The organism is Ruegeria meonggei, from assembly GCF_042768335.1.
GTDB lineage: Bacteria > Pseudomonadota > Alphaproteobacteria > Rhodobacterales > Rhodobacteraceae > Ruegeria > Ruegeria meonggei.
In genome coordinates, this window is record NZ_JAXHBT010000001.1 from 64,212 (window position 1) to 85,412 (window position 21,201).

17 protein-coding genes are annotated in these 21,201 nt (G+C 59.8%); 8 read left to right on the forward strand and 9 right to left on the reverse strand.

Going from position 1 to position 21,201, the window contains the following annotated elements:
* Window positions 1–43: 43 nt before the first annotated feature.
* Complete coding sequence (locus tag SJY13_RS00325; RefSeq protein ID WP_377193509.1) at window positions 44–3,196, reverse strand: valine--tRNA ligase; 3,153 nt, start codon at window positions 3,194–3,196, stop codon at window positions 44–46.
* Window positions 3,197–3,344: 148 nt separating this feature from the next.
* Between SJY13_RS00325 and SJY13_RS00330 the strand changes: the two genes are divergently transcribed.
* Together SJY13_RS00330 and SJY13_RS00335 are read left to right on the forward strand one after the other, a co-directional pair.
* Window positions 3,345–5,636 carry a xanthine dehydrogenase family protein molybdopterin-binding subunit gene (locus SJY13_RS00330; protein WP_377186260.1) on the forward strand — a complete coding sequence of 764 codons (2,292 nt, stop codon included), beginning with the start codon at window positions 3,345–3,347 and terminating at the stop codon, window positions 5,634–5,636.
* On the forward strand, window positions 5,614–6,690 hold the full coding sequence (locus SJY13_RS00335) for a DUF2235 domain-containing protein (protein ID WP_377186263.1): 1,077 nt from the start codon (window positions 5,614–5,616) through the stop codon (window positions 6,688–6,690). Before SJY13_RS00330 ends, SJY13_RS00335 begins: the two co-directional genes overlap by 23 nt.
* Window positions 6,691–6,701: 11 nt before the next feature.
* Here the strand turns inward: SJY13_RS00335 and SJY13_RS00340 are convergent, their stop codons facing one another.
* A complete protein-coding gene (locus tag SJY13_RS00340; protein ID WP_377186266.1) occupies window positions 6,702–7,346 on the reverse strand; it encodes an NUDIX hydrolase in 645 nt (214 codons plus the stop codon).
* 5 nt (window positions 7,347–7,351) lie between these two features.
* The gene (locus SJY13_RS00345) at window positions 7,352–7,927 is read right to left on the reverse strand and encodes a GcrA family cell cycle regulator (protein WP_085824566.1); all 576 of its coding nucleotides are present in this window, start codon (window positions 7,925–7,927) and stop codon (window positions 7,352–7,354) included.
* A gap of 125 nt (window positions 7,928–8,052) precedes the next feature.
* Between SJY13_RS00345 and SJY13_RS00350 the strand changes: the two genes are divergently transcribed.
* Window positions 8,053–8,856 (forward strand): ABC transporter permease, encoded by an 804-nt coding sequence (locus SJY13_RS00350; RefSeq protein ID WP_377186269.1) that lies wholly within the window; start codon window positions 8,053–8,055, stop codon window positions 8,854–8,856.
* Here SJY13_RS00350 and SJY13_RS00355 read toward each other — a convergent pair.
* Complete coding sequence (locus SJY13_RS00355) at window positions 8,838–9,728, reverse strand: DMT family transporter (RefSeq protein ID WP_377193511.1); 891 nt, start codon at window positions 9,726–9,728, stop codon at window positions 8,838–8,840. The two genes, SJY13_RS00350 and SJY13_RS00355, sit on opposite strands and share 19 nt — an antisense overlap.
* Before the next feature lie 295 nt (window positions 9,729–10,023).
* Here SJY13_RS00355 and SJY13_RS00360 point away from each other — a divergent pair, with 295 nt between their 5' ends.
* Together SJY13_RS00360 and argF are read left to right on the forward strand one after the other, a co-directional pair.
* Window positions 10,024–11,211: an aspartate aminotransferase family protein gene (locus SJY13_RS00360; protein WP_377186272.1), complete on the forward strand. Its 1,188-nt coding sequence runs from the start codon at window positions 10,024–10,026 to the stop codon at window positions 11,209–11,211.
* A gap of 51 nt (window positions 11,212–11,262) precedes the next feature.
* A complete protein-coding gene (gene argF / locus SJY13_RS00365; protein WP_377186275.1) occupies window positions 11,263–12,189 on the forward strand; it encodes an ornithine carbamoyltransferase in 927 nt (308 codons plus the stop codon).
* Here the strand turns inward: argF and SJY13_RS00370 are convergent.
* A complete protein-coding gene (locus tag SJY13_RS00370) occupies window positions 12,186–12,782 on the reverse strand; it encodes a ferric reductase-like transmembrane domain-containing protein (RefSeq protein WP_377193513.1) in 597 nt (198 codons plus the stop codon). The genes argF and SJY13_RS00370 overlap by 4 nt on opposite strands.
* An 8-nt stretch (window positions 12,783–12,790) precedes the next feature.
* Window positions 12,791–13,279 (reverse strand): twin-arginine translocation pathway signal, encoded by a 489-nt coding sequence (locus SJY13_RS00375; RefSeq protein WP_377186278.1) that lies wholly within the window; start codon window positions 13,277–13,279, stop codon window positions 12,791–12,793.
* 217 nt (window positions 13,280–13,496) lie between these two features.
* Between SJY13_RS00375 and SJY13_RS00380 the strand changes: the two genes are divergently transcribed.
* The 3 genes from SJY13_RS00380 to SJY13_RS00390 all read left to right on the forward strand — a co-directional run bounded on the left by SJY13_RS00380 (window position 13,497) and on the right by SJY13_RS00390 (window position 16,522).
* Window positions 13,497–14,351, forward strand: coding sequence for a phytanoyl-CoA dioxygenase family protein (locus SJY13_RS00380; protein WP_377186281.1), 855 nt, complete (start codon window positions 13,497–13,499; stop codon window positions 14,349–14,351).
* Window positions 14,352–14,470: 119 nt separating this feature from the next.
* Window positions 14,471–15,433, forward strand: a complete 963-nt coding sequence (locus SJY13_RS00385; RefSeq protein WP_377186284.1) for a pirin family protein — start codon at window positions 14,471–14,473, stop codon at window positions 15,431–15,433.
* Between the two features lie 66 nt (window positions 15,434–15,499).
* Window positions 15,500–16,522, forward strand: coding sequence for a 2-dehydropantoate 2-reductase (locus SJY13_RS00390; RefSeq protein WP_377186287.1), 1,023 nt, complete (start codon window positions 15,500–15,502; stop codon window positions 16,520–16,522).
* Here SJY13_RS00390 and SJY13_RS00395 read toward each other — a convergent pair.
* The 3 genes from SJY13_RS00395 to hrpB form a co-directional block, all read right to left on the reverse strand.
* On the reverse strand, window positions 16,479–17,957 hold the full coding sequence (locus tag SJY13_RS00395) for an inorganic phosphate transporter (protein WP_085824575.1): 1,479 nt from the start codon (window positions 17,955–17,957) through the stop codon (window positions 16,479–16,481). The genes SJY13_RS00390 and SJY13_RS00395 overlap by 44 nt on opposite strands.
* 92 nt (window positions 17,958–18,049) lie before the next feature.
* Window positions 18,050–18,508 (reverse strand): NUDIX hydrolase, encoded by a 459-nt coding sequence (locus SJY13_RS00400; RefSeq protein ID WP_377186290.1) that lies wholly within the window; start codon window positions 18,506–18,508, stop codon window positions 18,050–18,052.
* A gap of 163 nt (window positions 18,509–18,671) precedes the next feature.
* On the reverse strand, window positions 18,672–21,107 hold the full coding sequence (hrpB, locus tag SJY13_RS00405) for an ATP-dependent helicase HrpB (protein ID WP_377186293.1): 2,436 nt from the start codon (window positions 21,105–21,107) through the stop codon (window positions 18,672–18,674).
* Between the last annotated feature and the right edge of the window lie 94 nt (window positions 21,108–21,201).

The following is a 21,201-nucleotide window of genomic DNA, read 5'->3' on the forward strand; positions in this document are numbered from 1 at the left end:
CGCGGCGGGGTTCGGGATCTGAGTATCTGTTAACAGATGACGATCAGGCGATCTCGGCCAGCCGGGCCAGAGCCTCGTCCAGTTTGGCGTCTTCCTCTTCACGGGCCGCAAGATTGGCTTTGGCCTCTGCGACAACCTCTTCCGGGGCTGAGGCCACGAATTTGGGGTTGTTCAGGCGTCCACGTAGCCCGCCCAGTTCCTTGGCCAGCTTGCCCTTGGCTTTCTCAAGCCGTTCTTTTTCGGCACCGATATCAATGATATCCGCCAGCGGCAGGCCAAAGGTGGCACCGGGGGCGGCGATTGAGATGGTGCCCTTGGGCAGCGCATCCGCAGGGGTCAGGCTGTCGATCCGCGCCAGACGTTTGATCAGCGCCTCATTGCGATCCCAGGCGGCCTGGCCGTGGGCGTCGATCTCGGTCACCAGCATCGGCACATAGAGGCCCGCAGGTACCCGCATCTGCGCCCGGGCCGAACGGGTGTTTTCGACCACCGAGATCACCCAGTTCATCTCACGATCTGCATCCGCATCGACCAATTCGATGCCGTATGTCGGCCAGTCGGCGTGGACGACCATTTTGGCGCGGGTGCCAGTCAGGCCCCACAGCTCTTCGGTGATGAACGGCATGATCGGGTGCAGCAGCACCATGCATTGATCCAGAACCCAGCGCATGGTGGCGCGGGTCTCGGCTTGCGCCTCTGCGTCGTCGCCCTGCAGCAGGGGTTTCGACAGTTCCACGTACCAGTCGCAGACCTTGCCCCAGACAAAGGTATAAAGCCCGTTGGCCGCATCGTTGAAGCGATAGCTTTCCAGCGCGGCATCAACTTCGACCCGCACACGGGCGGTTTCGCCGATGATCCAGCGGTTGACGGCGGCCCTGGGTTTCAGGTCAGCAACGTCCAGTTGTGGCACGGCGTCGGTGAAGACCTCGTTCATCTCGGCAAAGCGGACGGCGTTCCACAGCTTGGTGCCGAAATTGCGATAGCCGGTGATGCGCTCGCGCGACAGTTTCAGCACGCCGCCAATCGCCGCCATTGAGGCATTGGTAAAGCGCAGCGCGTCGGCGCCAAACTCGTCCACGATCTCCAGCGGGTCGATGACATTGCCGGTGGTCTTGGACATCTTCTTGCCCTTCTCGTCGCGGACGAGGCTGTGCAGGTAGACGGTGTGGAACGGGATTTCGTTCACCACGGCCAGTTGCATCATCATCATCCGGGCGACCCAGAAGAACAGGATATCCGCGCCGGTGATAAGAATGTCCGTGGGGAAGTAGCGCTCCAGCTCTTCGGTCTGCTCGGGCCAGCCCAGTGTACCGATGGGCCAAAGGCCGGAGGAGAACCAGGTGTCGAGGACGTCGGGGTCGCGCCAAACCGGATAGACCAGTTTGGTCGGGTCCTGCTCAACCGCATACTGGGCTAGACCCTCAGCAAACTGGTGGATTGCTTCTTGCTTGTCGGCAACTTCAATAACGGTGGCATGGCTCAACGGGCTGGGAATATTGGCGTTGTCGTCGAGGAATTTCTCGGTGACCACCTCAAGGCTTGCCGCGCACTCCATGACGTTGCCACGGTGCAGCATCCCACCTTCATTAAGCAAGCGACCGAGTTCGACCAGATCAAGCGCGCCCTCATTCTCGTCGCCCTTGAAGTCTTCAGCCGACAGATCAAGACCATACCAAACCGGAATCTGGTGACCCCACCACAGTTGGCGCGAGATGCACCAGGGCTCGATGTTTTCCAGCCAGTGGTAATAGGTCTTCTCGCCCAACTCGGGGATGATCTTGACCGTGCCGTCCTTGACTGCGTCCAGCGCGGGGCCGACGATCTTTTCGGCGTCCACGAACCACTGGTCGGTGAACATCGGCTCGATCACAACTTTCGAGCGGTCGCCAAAGGGCTGCATGATCGGTTTGCTCTCGACCAGCGGCACCAGAGCCGCCGGGTCGTCATCCTTACCCAGCTTCGTGCCCAGGACCGGGTTGTCGGCGCGGGTCATCACAGCCAGACCGTCAGCGGTGATCTCTTCGACCACTTTCGCCCGCGCCTCAAACCGGTCGAGCCCGCGCAGGTGGTCGGGGATCAAGTTGATTGCGTCGATCTCATTCTCGGTGAAGTCTTTGCCGCGTGCGTATTCCTGCGCCTTGCCGGCCTCTTCGGCATAGGGCGCACCATCGGCCCGCATCGCGCCGCGCGTGTCCATCAAGCGGTACATCGGGATGCCGCCGCGCTTGGCCACCATGTTGTCGTTGAAATCATGCGCGCCGGTGATCTTCACCGCGCCGGAGCCGAAATCGGGATCGGGGTAATCGTCGGTGATAATCGGGATCTGGCGGCGGTGCTCTTTTGGACCAACCGGAATTTCACAGAGTTTCCCGATGATTGGCGCGTAACGTTCATCTGATGAGTGAACCGCAACCGCGCCGTCGCCCAGCATTGTTTCGGGCCGTGTCGTGGCGATTGAGATATAGTCGCGCTGTTCTTCAAGCACGATATTCCCGTCCTCATCCTTTTCGACGTACGTATAGGTCTCACCACCCGCCAGCCGGTACTTGAAGTGCCACATATGGCCCGCGACTTCGATATTCTCGACCTCAAGATCCGAGATTGCGGTCTCAAAATGCGGGTCCCAGTTGACCAGACGCTTGCCGCGATAGATCAGGCCCTTTTCGTACATTTCTACGAAGACCTTGATGACGGCATCGTGGAAATTTGCAGAATTCTCATGCCCTGTGCGCGGGTCACCCGGTGCACCGGCCATGGTAAACGCGTTGCGCGACCAATCGCAGCTGGAGCCCAAACGCTTGAGCTGTTCAATGATCGTGCCGCCGTATTCGCCTTTCCATTCCCAGACCTTTTCCAGAAACTTTTCACGCCCCAGTTCACGCCGCCCTTCGTTGCGCTGCGCCGCCAGCATCTTTTCAACCTGCATCTGCGTGGCGATGCCCGCGTGGTCCTGACCGGGTTGCCAAAGCGTGTCGAACCCGCGCATCCGGTGCCAGCGGGTCAGGATATCCTGCAGCGTGTTGTTGAACGCATGTCCCACATGCAGCGCCCCCGTCACGTTGGGCGGCGGGATCATGATGGTAAAGCTTTCATCGCGCGATCTGTTCGCGCCCGCCTTGAAGGCTCCGGCCTGTTCCCAGGCCTCGTAAATGCGGGCCTCGGCCTCAGCCGCGTTGAATGTCTTTTCCATCGCCATGGGTGCGTCCTGCGTCATCAATTCTGGGTCAGCGCCTGCAATAGCGAATGGATGAGGGAAGGGGAAGGGCCAAGGGGCCGCAGACGGGCTCTGGACAATGAACGGACGCAGCCTAATGTCGCCCCTAAGGCACAGACAGGGGCAAAGAATGGAAAAGTTTGGAAAAAGCCAGCCGGTCAAGCGGACCGAGGATCAGCGCTTTTTGACCGGGCATGGGCGGTACATGGATGATAATATTCCCGACAACGCGCTTTTTGCTGCCTTTTTCCGCAGTTCTGTCGCGCACGGGCGGATTACCGCGCTGGATCTGGACGCCGCGCGCGAGGCCGACGGCGTGCGCTTGGTCATAGCGTTGGACGATCTGGCCAACGCTGGGATCGACACGGTGTTGAATGCGGCCACGGTGTCGAACCGGGATGGCTCGCAAGCAGCCGCGCCGGACCGGCATATGCTGGCGAAGGACCGGGTGCGCTTTGTGGGTGAGCCGGTGGCCGTGGTGATAGCAGAAAGCCTGACTCAGGCCCGCGACGCGGTCGAACTGATCTGGATGGAGATCGACGACTTGCCCGCCAAGATGAGTGTTGATGCGGGCGGAGAGGTGCTGCACCCCGAGGCCCCGGACAATCGCGCCTTTGACTGGGGGTTGGGCGATGAGGCCGCGACCGAAGCGGCGTTTCAATGTGCCGCACATACCGTCTCGTTGAATGTGCACGACAATCGGGTGATCATCGCCTCGATCGAGCCGCGTGGCTGTCAGGCCAGTTGGAACGACGGGCGGCTGCACTTTGCCTATGGCGGGCAGGGGGTTTGGGCGATGCGGGCACAACTGGCCCAAAAGCTGAAGTTGGAGCCTGAAACCATTCGCGTCACAACACCGGATGTGGGGGGTGGGTTTGGCATGAAGGTGATGCCGTACCCTGAGTATTTTTGTGCGGCCGTTGCTGCGATGAAACTGGGCCAGCCGGTGCACTGGATGTCTGACCGGTCGGAGGCGATGTTGTCGGATCATCATGGCCGCGATTTGACCTCGCTGGCTGAACTGGCTTTTGACGCCAATCACAAGATCACCGCCTATCGCGTCCATAGCAAGGTGAACCTTGGGGCCTATAACAGCCATTTTGGGCAGGCGATTCAGACAGACCTGTTCAGCAAGGTGTTGATGGGCGTCTATGATGTGCAGACCACCTATTTGCGGGTTGAGGGGTTCTATACCAACACCACACAGGTTGACGCCTATCGCGGCGCAGGTCGGCCCGAGGCGATCTATGTTCTGGAACGCGTCATTGACCGCGCCGCACGCGAACTGGGTATCGATCCGTGGGAGCTGCGGCGCAACAACTTCATCCGGCCCCAGAACTTCCCCTATCAAACCGCCACTGATGAAACCTATGACGTGGGCGATTTCGATATGGTCCTGTCCCGTGCAGGCGAGCAAGCCAACGGATTTACCGCCCGCAAAGCCGCAGATGCGGAACGTGGTCTGATCCGGGGGCAGGGGCTGTGTTACTATATCGAAAGTATTTTGGGTGACCCTTCCGAGAACGCAAAGGTTACGTTCAGCGAGGATGGCACAGTGACGCTCTATGTCGGCACCCAATCGAACGGACAAGGCCATGAGACGGTGTATGCCCAGTTCCTGTCGGATCAGACCGGGGTTCCGATGGACCGGATCAATATCGTTCAGGGCGACAGCGATCAACTGCCCCATGGCGGCGGAACCGGCGGATCTCGGTCGGTCACGGTGCAAAGCACGGCAACTTTGGCAACGATTGATGTCATGATCGCCGCATTCACGCCCTATCTGGCCGATAAGATGGGGGTCGAGGAAAACGATGTGACATTTGACCATGAAACCTTTCGCGCGTCCGGATCGAACCTGACACCGACCCTGACCGAGGCCGCCGATATGGCGCGCGCTGATGGGCGCACGGATTTGTTGCAGCATGAGGCACGTGCCAACCTGGATGCCCGTAGCTATCCCAACGGCGCACATGTTGCCGAAGTCGTTATCGATTATTACACCGGCGAAACATGGGTAGACCGCTATACCGTCGTTGATGATTTCGGCAACCTTATCAACCCTATGCTGGCCGAAGGGCAGGTACATGGCGGCGTAGTGCAGGGCATTGGTCAGGCCCTGTCCGAGCGGGTTGTGCATGATGCGCAGGGGCAACTGCTCACGGCTTCGTTGATGGACTACGCCTTGCCCCGTGCGGCTGAGATACCCATGATTAAGTTTACCTCGGTTCCGGTCCCGTCAACCTCCAACCCGATGGGGATGAAAGGATGTGGCGAGGCAGGCACCGTGGGCGCGCTGGCTGCTGTGGCAAATGCGGTTCAGGATGCGCTCTGGGATCACGGGGTGCGGCAGGCAGATATGCCTTTCACACCCCATAAAGTATGGGAATTGTTGAACGATGGGCCTGTCGCGGCTAAGTAGAAAGGTTCTGGGATGGCTCGGGCGGCCTTTGCGGTCCGAGCATTCCGCCGAGTCGCGCCACCGCGAACCCATCAGCCATGTCATTATCCTGGACGGGACCATGTCGACGCTGGAACCGGGCCTGGAAACCCATGCAGGTAAAACTCTGCGACTGTGCAATGAAATGGGCAGTAAGGTCTCGGTCTTTTACGAATCCGGAGTACAGTGGGAAAGCTGGAAGTCGTCGCTGGATGTGATGATGGGGCGCGGCATCAATCGGCAAATCCGTCGGGCCTATGGGTATTTGGCGTCCCGCTACAAGCCAGGCGACCGGATTTACTTTATCGGCTATTCACGCGGCGCTTACGGCGTGCGCAGCCTGGCGGGTGTGATCGACATGATCGGTTTGCTCAAGGCCGAGCATGCCACAGTCCGCAACATCAAACAGGCCTATCGCCATTATGAGTGCAACGCCAATGGTGCCGCCGCCGCCGCCTTTCGCAGCCAGTTTTGCCATGAGGGCGTCGCGATTGAGATGGTCGGCGTCTGGGACACGGTCAAGGCGCTGGGCCTGCGATTGCCACTGCTGTGGCGCTGGGCCGAAGAGCGGCACGCCTTCCACAACCACCAGCTTGGCCCGGCTACCCGCCACGGCTATCATGCCATGGCGCTGGATGAGACCCGCGAAGTGTATGACCCGGTGCTGTGGACCTGTACCCCTGACTTCAATGGCCATGTCGAGCAGGTTTGGTTCCGTGGAACCCACGGAGATGTTGGCGGTCAGTTGAATGGGTTCGAGGAGGCGCGACCGCTCAGCAATATCTCTTTGATCTGGATGTTGGATAAGGCCGAAATGCACGGTCTGCCGTTGCCCGAGGGCTGGCGCGATCGGTTTCCCACAAGCACCTCGGCGCGCTCGGTTGGGACGTGGCGGGGGTGGGGCAAGATCTTTCTGCTGCGCAAGCATCGCAAGATCGGACGCGACCGGTCCGAGCGCCTGCATGTATCTGTGTCGCCGGATGACCTGCCGGGCTGGGTACCCCTGCCAGGATTGCCGTCACATCCAGCGCAGTAGAATTTCAGATACTAGTCAAAAACCGTGTAATCCTGATCCGCGTTGTGTGCTTTGAACGCCTCAAGGATGTCCTGCAGGATGATGCGACTGGGTGATAGCTCCGGCAGATCGTCTGAAGGGAAAAAACCGGCGTCGCTCGTTTCTAACCCACTTGTGGGGTCCGCGTTGTCGATCTGTCTGCACAGGAAGAACAGTTTGTAAAAATCTTTGGGGTCCTGCGGGTAAGGGTGGCGCGCTTTGTGGCGCACAGCAAACAGCCGTTCGGCGCGGACGTTCAGGCCGGCTTCTTCCAACACCTCGCGTTCGATGTTTTCTGCGGGTGAGCTGCCAATATCAGCAAATCCGCCGGGCATTGCCCAAAACCCGTCGCTGCGTTCACGCACCAGCAGAATGCGACCATCCCGGAAAACAGCCCCGCGAATGTCAAGGCTGGGTGTGGCGTAACCACCCTGATGGTCATGAAACAGCCCTTGGATCTGCGATACAGGTACGCCGCCCAGATCGGCCAACATGGCGCGCGCTATCTCAGCGATTTCGTCATAGCGTTCGAGATCAAACGGATCTTTGGTAAAATGCTGGCCCGTCTCGGACAGGGCCAGCAGTCGTTTTATCCGAGCCAGCCAGATATCCTCCTGTGCGGTCGGATCCTGGCGCATCGCTCTTACCGGCGACGGTCGCGGCGCGAGCTCATCGGTTGGAACGCGACACCTACATGCGCCTCGCAATAGGGCTTGCCTGCTTCGACCGGCAGGCCGCAGAACCAGAAATCCTCGGTCGCGGGGTCGCCAACAGGCCATTTACAGGTTTTCTCGGTCAGCTCCATCAAAGACAGCTTCTTGGCCTTCTTTTCGATCTCGTTGACCTTGGCCAGCGCCTCGGGGCTGATTTCATTGGCCGAAGGCTGCGGTGGCAGCGGTTGGCCAGCCGGGATGATCTGGCGGCGTGCGGGAATAGCGGGCTTGGCCTCGGCCGTAGGGGCAGGGGTTGGGCGTGCCGGTTCGGTCTTGGGCGCTGGCTTTGGCTTGGCCTCAGCCTTGGGCGCGGGGGCCGGTTTTTCCTTGGGTTCTGATTTTGCCGGGGATGCGCCGGTTGCCCGGTTCGACAGGCCCAGACGGTGCACCTTGCCGATCACCGCGTTGCGGGTCACGCCGCCCAGCTCTTTGGCGATCTGGCTGGCCGACTGGCCTTCGCCCCACATTTTCTTCAGCAGTTCTACGCGCTCGTCAGTCCAGGACATGATTTGCCTTTCAAAAGCGGAAAGCGGCCCCGGATTCGGGCCGCCTTGGGAATTCGTTTCAGCGCCCTATTCTAATCACTGCGGGCCGAGTTACAAGCGGTCTTCGAATCAGGTAAGAGGCAGGGATGCAGAATCTTATGGATCAGGGTGCGCGCCGTTTCGGTGCGGTCAATTGGATGGGCCTATATACGCTGGCCCAACGCGAAACCCTTCGGTTTATGGTGGTCTGGACACAGACCCTGCTGGCCCCTCTGGTCACAGCGGGATTGTTCCTGTTGATCTTCAACATCGCCATCGGTCCAAGTCGGTCTGATGTGATGGGCGTTTCGTTTCTGACCTTTCTGGCGCCAGGCATAATGATGATGACGGTGATCCAGAACGCGTTTGCAAATACCTCGTCTTCGATCATCATCGCAAAGGTTCAGGGCAATATCGTCGATACGCTTATGCCGCCGTTGTCTGCGCTGGAAATTCTGCTGGGGTATCTGGCCGGAGGTGTTGCGCGTGGTGTCCTGATCGCTTTCGTCGTGGCAACGGCGCTGGCGATCGTGCTGGGGATCGTGCCGCAAAACCCGCTGATCGCGCTGATCTTTGTCATCCTAGGGGGCGCATTCATGGGCGCATTGGGGTTGTTTGCAGGGATTTATGCCAACAAGTTTGACCAGATGGCGGCGATCACCAATTTCATCGTGACGCCGCTGGCCTTTCTGTCAGGAACTTTCTATTCGGTCGAGGCGCTGCCGCCTGCGCTGAATTACCTGAGCCATGTGAACCCTGTATTCTACCTGATCGACGGATTGCGCTATGGCATGATCGGAGTGTCGGATAGCTCGCCCTGGTTGGGAATGGTGGTTTGCAGCGGAGCAACCTTGCTGGTTGGCACCGGGGCCTGGCAGATGCTGCGGACCGGCTATCGCCTCAAGGCCTGACGGTGCAGTGCCTCGCGCCAGACAAGGATCAATCCGCCCATCAGAATGATCGCTGATCCGATCTGGCTGATGACGTCCGGTGTCACGTCGAAAACGGCAAAGTCGTAAATGGCAGCAAAGATCAGCGTGGCATAACTGATCGGGGCAACGAACGACGCATCAGCCCGCGCCATACCATTGACGAAACAGGCTTGAGCGCAGGCCATCAACATTCCGATCCCGGCCAGTGCCGCCCATTGCTGGGGTGTTGGCATCTGAAACACAAAGCTGACCGCGACCGAGGCGATGGTCAGACCCATCGCGTTGTTGATCAGCAGGATCTGGATCGGAATTTCACGACCCGAGAGTTTCTTTATGAAAATCAGCTCCATCCCGATCATGGCGGCTGCGGTCAAGGCCAGCAACGCTGCGGGCTGAAAGCTTTCGGGTGTTGGTCGCAGCAGAATCAAGGCCCCAATCAACGCCACACCTGCAGCCAACCAGCGCCACGGGCCAACGCCCTCTTTCAGCAGCGGTATCGCCAGAACCATAGCAAAAACCGGGTTCAGGAATGAAATCGCCGTGGCATCCGCAATAGGGATAAAAGCCACCGAGGCGAACATCAGCGTAATTCCGACCCAGCCAAAGCTTGTTCGCCCGATATGTAGCCCCCAGTGCGGGCGGCGCAGCTTTGGGCGCATAATGCCCACCGCACTGGCGATCACCAGAAACGCAAACAGAAACCGCCCGTGGCTGATCTGCATCGGATGCAGCGCTGGGCCCAGGGTATCGGTTCCCAACGCTTTGGCCAGCAGCGTGGTGCCGGCGATAAATGCGCTGGCGGCGACAATAAGTAGTGCCGCAAGGGGTGGGTTCTGGCGTGCAGGTGTCATGAGCCAGCGGTGCGCCTGCGCGCGGCAAATGGCAAGCGGCAAATGCATCGTTTCAGGGTGAATTTTTCCGGATTGTGATTTTCAGGGTTTTCAGGGCGTTCGCGCCCCGCTATACGGCCTCGCATGATCAAACCTGCACATATCCTGCGTCTCCGACGCCGACGCTTTATCGCGTAACCCGCCGTTTGATCCAATTGCGCTGTCCAAATCTGCGCAATCCCCCCGTAAATCAGTTGACGAACATGGCCCTAGTGTATCACTCACGGGGCTCAACCTATCTGAAAAGGATGATCCGATGATCCCGTCCGTTCTGCCGACCTACAATCGCGCGCCCCTTACCTTTGTAAAAGGTGAAGGCGCATGGCTGACCGAGGCGGATGGCCGACGTTTTCTGGATCTGGGCGCAGGCATCGCGGTGAACGCGCTGGGCCATGCGCATCCTGCACTGGTGGCGGCGCTGACGGAGCAGGCGCATGCGCTGTGGCATGTCTCGAACCTGTACCACATCCCGCAACAGCAGGCGCTGGCTGATAAGCTGGTCGAGCACACCTTTGCCGATACGGTTTTCTTTACGAACTCGGGCACGGAAGCCTGCGAGCTGGCCGTGAAAATGGCACGCAAGTATTTCTATGACAAAGATCAACCCGAGCGGGTCGAGATCATCACCTTTGACGGATCGTTTCACGGGCGCTCCTCGGCGGGCATCGCGGCTGCCGGGTCCGAGAAGATGACCAAAGGCTTTGGCCCTTTGCTGCCCGGTTTCGTGCATTTAACCTTCGGAGATCTCGACGGGGTCACCAATGCCATCACCGACAAGACCGCCGCTATTCTAATCGAACCAGTTCAGGGTGAGGGCGGTATCCGCCCGGTTCCAGATGCCGAACTTAAGGCATTGCGCCAGATCTGCGACGAGCATGGTTTGCTGTTGATCCTGGACGAGGTGCAATGCGGTGTTGGCCGGACCGGAAAGCTGTTTGCCCATGAATGGGCAGGCATTACGCCGGATATCATGATGGTCGCCAAAGGCATCGGTGGGGGCTTCCCGCTGGGTGCCGTGCTTGCCACCGAAAACGCAGCCTCGGGCATGACGACAGGCACGCACGGGTCCACCTATGGGGGCAATCCGCTGGGTTGTGCCGTAGGCCGTGCGGTGATCGACCAGGTGGCGACGCCGGCTTTTCTGGAAAGCGTCAACCGTAAGGCAGGCCTGTTGCGCCAAAAGCTTGAAGGGTTGATCGCCGAGCATCCCGAGGTCTTTGAAAAGGTGCGCGGGTCCGGCCTGATGTTGGGTTTGAAATGCAAGGCGCCCAACATCGACGTGGTCAACGCAGGGTATGATAACGAAGTCATCACCGTACCCGCCGCCGACAATGTCATCCGCCTGTTACCGCCCCTGACCCTGACCGAGGACGATATTACGCAAGCTGTTATCCGCCTCGATAAGGCTGCGGCCCAGGTTGAAAGCACTCTGGCCACGGCCTGATCTATTCCCCGGGGTGCTGCAGATGCCCCGAATAGCCAAAAGTGAAACAAAATGAACCACTTCCTTGATATCCACAAAACCGACGCGGCCGAGCTGCGGACCATGATCGACCAAGCCAGCGCGATGAAACAGGCCCGGATGGGCCGCCCCAAGGCAGCGCTTGACGAAGATCAGGCACTGGCGGGGCGCATGGTCGCGCTGATCTTTGAAAAACCTTCGACCCGGACGCGTGTGTCCTTTGACGTGGGCGTGCGCCAAATGGGCGGGCAGACCATGGTGTTGTCGGGCAAGGACATGCAGCTGGGCCATGGTGAGACCATTGCCGACACCGCGCGCGTTCTGTCGCGCTATGTCGACATGATCATGATCCGGACATTTGATGAAACCATCCTGACCGAGATGGCCGAGTACTCGGACGTACCTGTCATCAACGGTCTGACCGATCGCACCCATCCCTGCCAGATCATGGCCGACGTCCTGACCTTTGAAGAACATCGCGGACCTATTGCTGGCAAAAAGGTGGTCTGGACCGGTGACGGCAACAATGTCTGTGCCTCATTCCTGCACTCCGCGGGCCAGTTCGGATTTGATCTGACCTTCACGGGACCAGCTCAGTTCGACCCCGAAGAAGAGTTCATGGGGTTTGCCCGGAAAAAGGGATCAAAAATCGTAGTTGAGCGTGATCCGTATAAGGCTGTCGAAGGGGCGGATCTTGTGGTTGCGGATACCTGGGTCTCGATGCACGATTCCCAGTCAGCAAAGGAACGGCGACACAATCTGCTGCGTCCCTATCAGGTCAACCCCGAGCTGATGTCACACGCTAAACCGGACGCGCTGTTCATGCACTGCCTGCCCGCACACCGCGAGGAGGAAGCGACATCGGACGTGATGGACGGGCCAAACTCGGTCATTTTTGACGAGGCCGAGAACCGCCTGCATGCACAAAAAGCAGTGATGCGCTGGTGTCTGGGCGCCTAAGCGCGACGCCGAACATCCCATACCCGCAATTTGGCGAGCGTCCCGGCGCTCGCCAATAAGACCGACATGCACAGCGCGGTTTTGGTCATGATTTCCATCGTGCCTTCGATCAGCATCGCATGAACCACGCTGCCCAGGATCGTCACAAGCGCCAGTGTGACATGCCCCAATCGCCACACACGAAACCTCAGCGCAAGGCGGTGCCGCAGCAGGCCCAGAACGGCAGCTGCAAACACAGCCCACATCGCAACCACGCCCCAGGCTGAAAAGGGCGTGGGGGACATGAATAACAATGCGTCGACAACATCCGGCGGGCTGGTGATCCACAAGCCTACCACGTGGATAAGTACAGCCCCGATCAAGGCCATCCCGCACCAGCGGTGCCAGAGACGGCTTGCCATCGGTGACATCCCCGGCAGCCAACGCCCTGCCAATAGCGGTTGCATCAACAACAGGCACATGCCGACCACGCCCGCAAAGCCTGCTGCGATGTATACCGGCTGGCGCCAGGCCAATAGCGGGCTTGCTGCCGCTGCGATGATGGGCACCAGCAGGGCGGCGATCAGTGCCGCCCAAATGAAAATCGATCGGATCACGGGTGTCAGACGGGTTGCAGTACGAAATGCGCCGTCAGCGTTTTGTCGCTGGAGCGTGACATGATCGGGCGCAGAAACACAGTTTCAAACGCGCCACTGTCATAGGCCAGATGGCCGTGCGGTTGACCAAAGGCGGGCACGATTTGTGGCATCTCCAACCGGAACTCTCCGTTGGCATCGGTCAGCGTGGCGCCGTGGCTTTGGGGATCGCGTTCGTGGCCTTCGGTCGTGTGGGCCCATATCTGGATGCGCTGACCGGGCAGGGGGGCACCGTCACCTGCGCGCCGCACAGTACCGGTCATCCAGAACCCGCCACCACCAATGCGGTCGACAATGGCCGCGCCGGGGCGATAATTGTTGGACCCACCGCGCATCGAAGGCGTCGGCGCAAGCCCGGCCGCGCGCGCTGGTACCATCAGGCCAGAGGCTCCGGCGGCCATAAATGCCCCACCAGTTGCCATCAGGGAACGACGGGTGAAGGGTGCTTTTGTCATGCAACGACCTCCTGCAAAGCGCAATCCACACAGGCCGCGGTGCGGCGGCCTCGACGCAAAGATAGCACGGTTTTGATTGATTCCGAGGAGGTACGGGCACAGAAATACGCCCCTCACAGAGCTGTGAGCAACAGGCTAAGCGTTGGGGCGTGCGAATTTCTTTGACGCTGCGCCAGGTGGGGTGCCATCCTCGGGCGACCCATCTGAGAGGTGATACATGGATCAGGCAGATAGCGTCTCAGCGGATGAAATCGCTGCGTTCAAACGGGACGGAGCGGTTGTTCTTCGGTCCAAGTTTTCTTCCGATTGGCTGACCAAGTTGCGCGACGGTATCGATACCGATCTTGCCAACCCGACGGACAATTTCACCCGTCACACAACAGACCCAAGCGCCCCCGCCTATTTTGAGGATTTCTGGGCGTGGAGCAAAATCCCTCAATTCACTGATTTCGTCCACAACTCACCGTGCGCGCCTCTGGCCGCGGGGCTGCTGGGTGCGCCATCGATCAATCTGGTCATGGATAACTGGTTCCTGCGTGAGGCCGGATCGACCTCTCGTCCACCGTTTCATCAGGACCTGTCTTACTTTGATTTCGAAGGAACGATGTGCGTGCTCTGGCTGCCACTGGAACCAATCAGCAAGGATAACGGCATCGCTTTCGTCAAGGGCTCTCACCTATGGGACAAGCTGTTCATGCGTGTGCGCTTTGCCGACGGGCATCCAAGTTTCGAACCGACCGAGGTTGCAGGCCAAACCTATCATCCGCCACCTGACATCAACGCCGATCCCGATGCCTATGAGTTGCTACAATGGGATATGGAGCTGGGGGACTGCATCTTTTTCGATATGCGGACCCTGCATGGCGGATTGTCGTCCACCACGCCGACCGAAACCGTGCGCCGCTTTACACTTAGGATGACCGCGCCGGATGGGGTTATCCAGTATCGCGGGGACTGGGCCAAGGATGAGCGGGCGCAATTTGAAGCCGAAGGCTATTGTGAAGGCGACCGATTGGACGGCGCGTTTTTCCCTCGGCTGTGGCCGCGCAAGGATGTTGCAGGGCAACGATAATGAGGCAGTATAACGCAGAGCTCGCACATATTGTGTGTGGCGACGCAAATGGAATTGCTTGGAATTGGCCTATATCCTGCAAAAGTAAACGTTAGTCGTCAGATTGCAGGAGAGCGGAAATGAGCTGGAACCCCACTCACAACCCGGAATGCGTTTCCGAAAGCTCGGCGCTAGAGACATTGATCATCCCGCGCGCCCGGGATCTGGGTGGGTTTGAGGTGCGCCGGGCGCTGCCCTCGGTCAAGCGTCAGCTTGTTGGGCCGTTCATCTTTTTCGATCAGATGGGCCCGGCCGAGTTTATCACCGATGGCGGCATTGACGTCCGACCCCACCCCCATATCGGTCTTGGCACCGTGACCTATCTGTACCAGGGAGAGTTCGAGCACCGCGACAGTCTGGGCACCCATCAGATGATTTATCCCGGCGAGGTGAACTGGATGGTTGCTGGGCGCGGCGTGACCCATTCCGAACGGACTAGCGCAGATACGCGCGGCACCAAACACAGCCTGTTCGGCATTCAGACCTGGATAGCACTGCCTGAAGCGCATGAAGACATGGCGCCGGATTTCGAACACCACAAGCAGGGCGCGCTGCCGCATATTCAGGATGCAGGCGTCAGTGCCCGCCTGATCCTCGGTTCGGCCTATGGCGAGACCAGCCCGGTGACGCTGTTGTCAGAGACCTTTTATCTGGATGTTCAGCTTGACCCCGGCGCATCTTTCCCACTGCCTGACGATCATGAAGATCGTGGCGTTTACGTCACGCAAGGCCAGGTTGAGATTGCGGGGGATACATTCCAAGAGGGGCGCATGATGGTGTTTCGCCCCAGAGACCGACTTTCGGTGACAGCGGGACCATTGGGCGCGCGACTGATGCTGCTGGGCGGCGCGACGCTGAACGAAGATCGCTTTATCTGGTGGAACTTTGTGTCGTCTTCGAAAGAAAAGATTGAAGCTGCCACGCGGGAGTGGAAAACCGCAGATTGGGCCAACGGAGCCTTCCATTTACCTCCGGGGGACGATCAGGAATTCATCCCGATCTCGGAAGAGTTAGAGCGCACCCGCCCCAGACGAGCCCGCTGACCAAGCGTCACGGGACCTTGCCTGTGCCCCCGATCCCGGCAATCCTTTGGTCGCAAGGGAGATGCCATGAAGATCGTGATCGCAGGTGCAGGCAGTATCGGGTGTTATTGCGGCGCTTTGCTGGCGGATGCAGGGCATGATGTAACCCTGCTGGGTCGTGCGCGCGTCCTGGATCCGGTCCGCGCGCAGGGGCTGACGGCCACTGATTTTTCAGGCCTTCACCGCCACGTTTCGGCGGACGCTTTGACGCTGGCCGAGGACCCTGCTTGCCTGAGCCAAGCCGAACTGGTCATCGTAACCGTCAAGTCGGGCGCAACACGAGATATGGCAGACGCCATCGCCCAATTTGCGCCATCTTCCGTCCCGGTGCTTTCGTGGCAGAACGGTATGGAGAACGCCCGAATTCTGCGTGCCGCATTGTCGGATCACGACGTTCGGGCGGGAATGGTGCCGTTTAACGTAGTGCCCTCGGAACCGGCCGCTTTTCACCGCGCCACGTCCGGAGAAGTTGTCATTCAGGGCGGGCCCGGTGCGCTGGGCCAACGCCTCAGCAGCTCTGACTTGCCTGTTGTTGAAAGCGATGACATGGACGCCGTTCAATGGGGCAAGTTGGTGATCAACCTCAACAACGCGTTGAATGCGCTGTCGGGCCTGACGCTGAAAGATCAGTTGCTGAACCGCGATTGGCGCCACCTGATGGCCGATCAGATGGATGAGGCTCTGACCGTTTTGAAGGCGGCCGGACATTCTGCTGCCTCAACCACGCCGCTGCCTGCCTGGATGACGCCGCATATCCTGCGCCTGCCGACGCCTTTGTTTACCAGGATAGCGGCACGGATGCTGACCATTGATCCAAGCGCCCGTACGTCGATGGCCTATGATCTGATGGCGGGCCGTCCGACCGAGATCGACAGCCTGCAGGGCGAGATCATTCGATTGGGAGCACAGGCCGGCGTGCCGACGCCGATATGTGCCAGGGTTCTTGCACTGGTAGATAAGGCCCCCAAAACTGCCCTATCGCCAGCCAAGATCAGGCTGCGGCGGCCTACTGAAAAGCCGTCAAAATCCAGAAAATCACCGCTGACATAGTGGCAGCAGCAGGGACCGTTATGATCCAGGCCGCTACGATCGTCATGAAATGCGACCGGCGCACCAATTTGCGCCGCTGACGCTCTTCGCGGGGCAGGCGGCGTTCAGCGGGGCGTTGACGGTTTGACTGTTTCCAACGGCGGTCCGAGTGCCACTCACGGTAAAATCCTACGCCAAAGACGGCGCCCACTGCTATGTGGGTCGAACTGACCGGAAGGCCCAGCCAGCTTGCGACAATCACTGTAATCGCCGCAGAAAGCGCCACGCAGAACGCGCGCATCGGGTTCAGTTTGGTGATCTGGCTGCCCACCATTCGGATCAACTTTGGCCCGAAAAGGAACAGTCCAAAGGAAATCCCAAAGGCTCCGATCACCATGACCCAGGTCGGGATCGACACTTTTGAGGCGAAGTCACCAAACTCGGCCGCATGCACAATTGCCGCCAGCGGACCAACCGCATTGGCCACGTCATTGGCGCCATGGGCAAAGCTGAGGAATGTCGCGGAAATGACCAGAGGCAGGCCGAATAGTGTTTTCAGTGATTTGGTGCGGTTCTCAAGCCCTTCGGACTTGCGACGAACCCAGGGCACCGTCGCGGACCAGACTAGCAGACCCGATGCCAGGCCGATCAACAGAGCTATCTCTAGATCAATCTTTACGATCCGCTTCAGTCCCTTAACAGAAAGATACGTCGCAAACGCACCTGCCATTACGGCAACAAGGATCGGAACCCAGTGCCGTGCGGCGGCAATTTTGTCGTCCTGATACTGGATTTTGTGTTTGATCAGCGCCAAAAACCCGGCGGCGATCACGCCGCCCAAGAAGGGCGAGATGACCCAACTGGCGGCAATTGCGCTCATCGTGCCCCAGCTGACGGCGCTCAGCCCTGCCGCGGCGATGCCCGCGCCCATTACGCCCCCAACGACTGAATGCGTCGTGGATACCGGTGCACCGACCCATGTGGCCAGGTTGACCCACATCGCTGAGGAAATCAGCGCCGCCATCATCGCCCAGATAAACACGTTGCTGTTCTGGACCGAAGCGGGGTCGATGATCCCTTTGGATATGGTCGACACCACATCGCCACCCGCCAGCAATGCCCCTGCGCTTTCGGCGATGGCGGCAATGACGATGGCCCCGCCCATGGTCAGCGCGTTGGCCCCAACGGCCGGGCCCATGTTGTTGGCTACGTCATTGGCGCCGATGTTGACCGCCATATAGGCACCAAAGGCTGCTGCTGCGGCAACGATCAGCCCACCATCCGCCCGCCCAAAGAAGATCGCGGCAGACAACCCGGCCAGCACGATAAACGCCAGCGCTATTCCGGGTGCAAGCAGGGGGCGTGCCACGTGGACATTTGCGTTTTCAAGCCGCGAAATGCGGTGCAGATCGCTGTCGAGCGCTTGCCAGCGGTTTTTGGTGTTCAAGTCAGACATCAGATTACACAGGGTTCATGGATTTGACGCCCGCCGCTATCCGGTTTGCACCTAACGGGCAACCGCTCTGTCATCAAAATTTCGTAAATCTGTTACATTTGGAGCAGTAAGTCACGTAACTCAGGTTCCCGAACCTGTTTTGCCGCGTCTTTCGGCAAAAACCAATGCCGCTCGCGTTGCCCGACCTCGGGGTAGGTGTCGGCAAGTTCTTTCACGTCGATACGGAATACGCTGGTGCGCACCGGCATGGCGGACCCGTCATCGAGCATCTTGTCATAAGTGAAAAATCCCACAGGCTTGCGGTTCAGATGATCTGCGTGAACGCCAGCCTCTTCCCACGCTTCTAGCCGCGCGGTTTCCGCGCCATCGGTGTTGTCCATAGGCCAGCCTTTGGGGATGATCCAACGCCCGGTGTCGCGGCTGGTAATCAGCAAAACCTCTTCGCCGCGTTCTGAATTGCGCACGCACAGAGCTGCAAACTGCACCCGTTGGGGGCGCAGGAAAAGCGGTCGGGCGACCTCTTCCCATACGTTTCGTAGCCATTTTCTCATGTCTTGTTCACTTGTGCGCGCGTTACTTCAAAGAAGACGTGACATAACAACGTAACGCAACTTGTTCAATGATCCTGTCTGTATTTGCATGTTGTGCGCTCTCCGTCGTTTTAGTTGGAGCGGACTATTTGGCCAAAATACTGAACCAAGGGTCAATGGATGGTTAATTCCGCCGTTTGGCCCGCAGAGTCGGATCGGCCTGTGTCGGATCTTCGGGCCAAGGATGCTTGGGATATTGCGCACGCATGTCTTTGCGAACGTCGGCATAAGACCCGGCCCAGAACCCGGGCAAATCGCGTGTAATCTGGATGGGGCGCTGGGCAGGGGACAGCAGTGTAATTTTCAGTGCCTCGCCACCAATGACCGGATGGCGACTAACGCCGAACATCTCTTGCAAACGGACCGAGATTTCGGGCACCTCGCCACTATAGTCAATCGGCACCTTGCGGCCCAGCGGGGTCACGAATGCACCGGGTGCACGGCGGTCCAACTCTTGTGTCTGGGACCAGTTCAGGCGTGCCCGAAGCGCGGGCAGCAGGTCAAAGCGTTTCCAGTCATCTGCGTTGCGCACGCCTGAGAGCATGGGCAGCAGCCAATCCTCCAGCATCTCAGTCAACCCATCCACCGAGAAATTCGGCAGGTCGGCGCCTTCTGCCCGGACCAGCTCGACCCGGGCCGCCAGACGCTCGGCGGCCCCGTCCAGCCGCAGGCCCAGATCGCGCACCCCGTCCAACATGGCCTGCGCAACGGCATCTTCGGGCACGTCCTTCCAGATGCGGTCTTCCAGAGTGATCGCTCCGAACCTTTCCTGACGCCGGGCCACAACGCGCCGGTCCCGTTTCGACCAGCTGCAGGTCTCGGTCCAGTTGATCTGATCTGCAAACAGATCGCGGATTTCGTGTTCAGAGATGTGCGCGGCCATCCTGACGCGCGCCTCACGCGGGTTTCCGTCTGTGTCCGTGACCACCAGAAAAGGCGCAGCGGCCAGCGTGTCGCTGCTGTCCAGAACAACCCCTTTGCCACCCGACAGAACATAACGCGGCACATCGCCCTTGCGGCGTTGACCGACGCGGTCGGGATAGGCGAGGGCGGCCATGGCAGCAGGGCTCAGGTCATTGGTCTTGCCTTGTTTTCGTAAGCGTTTTGTTTCAGCTTTGATCCGGTCCAAGGCACCGGTATTCACCTGCCACACCCGGTTTTGCTGAAATCTGCGCAGATCGCGCAATGCTTCAAGCCGCAGCAGCACGTCCGCCGGAGCCCCCCTCAGCGGGTCACGCTCGGCCATCAGCGCCGCCAGGGGTGCCGCGTCTGGTCCGGCCTGCACCAGCATATGACCCAGACGCGGATGCAACGGCAGTGCAACCAGCGCGCGGCCATGGTCGGTCATTCTGCCATTGCTGTCCAACGCGCCGAGCATCGTCAGCAAAGACCGTGCTTCGGCCATCGTGCCCTCGGGCGGGGGGGTTAGAAACGCCAGATCACCGGGCTCGGCCCCCCAAAGCGCCAGTTCCAGCGCCAGCCCGGTCAGGTCCGCGGCCTCGATTTCCGCAGGCGGATAGGCAGCCAATGCGCCTTCTTCGCCCTTGGCCCACAATCGATAGCATATACCTTCGGCCACGCGGCCGGCGCGACCCGCGCGCTGGGTTGCCTCGGCGCGGGTGACCCGTTCGGTGACCAGCCGCGACATGCCCGAACCCGGATCGAACCGCGCCCGCCTGGCCTGCCCCATATCTACGACAACGCGAATATCGGGGATGGTCAGCGAGGTTTCGGCAATCGACGTGGCCAGAACCACTTTGCGCCCGGTATCAGCCGGTGCAATTGCGGCGCGCTGGGCGGCGAAGGGCATCGCGCCGAACAATGGGCGCACCGCACATCGGTCAGGCAGTCGTTTGGACAAAGCGGCCTCGGCGCGCCGGATCTCACCCTCACCAGGCAGGAACACCAGCATGCCACCTTGGGTATCTCGTTCAGCTTGAACTACCAGATCGATCAGCGCGTCCAGACGCCGGGCTTGCGGACCCAAAGGTCGGTCCAACCAGCGGGTTTCAACCGCAAAGCTGCGCCCTTCCGAGGTGATCAGAGGCGCGCCCATCAGGCGGCTGACCGGATCAGCATCCAGCGTTGCAGACATGGCCAACAGGATCAGATCATCCCGGAGCGCGCCGGTGACCTCAAGACAAAGCGCCAAACCCAGATCGGCGTTCAAAGAGCGTTCGTGGAATTCGTCGAAAATCACCGCGCCAACGCCGGGCAGGTCGGGTTCGGATTGCAGCATCCGGGTCAGGATGCCCTCGGTCACAACCTCGATCCGGGTTGACTTGGACACCTTCGCCTCACCCCGCACCCGGTAACCCACGGTTTCGCCAACGCGTTGTCCCAGCGTCTGGGCCATGCGTTCGGCTGCCGCGCGCGCGGCCAGACGTCGGGGTTCCAGCATTATGATCTTGCCGTCGCACAGGCCTGCTTCGAGCATCGCCAGAGGCACCTGCGTGGTCTTACCCGCGCCCGGTGGAGCCTGCAAAACGGCCCGGCCCGATCCCCGAAGGGCTGCAAGCAGATCGGGAATGGCGTCGTCGATGGGTAAGTGCGTAGTCATTCAGGCTTTATCCGCCAAGACCTGACCGAGGTCCAGTTCCGACGCGCTTTGGCTTACACTTGCGCGCTTGGGTCTGGACAAACGCCGTACCGCG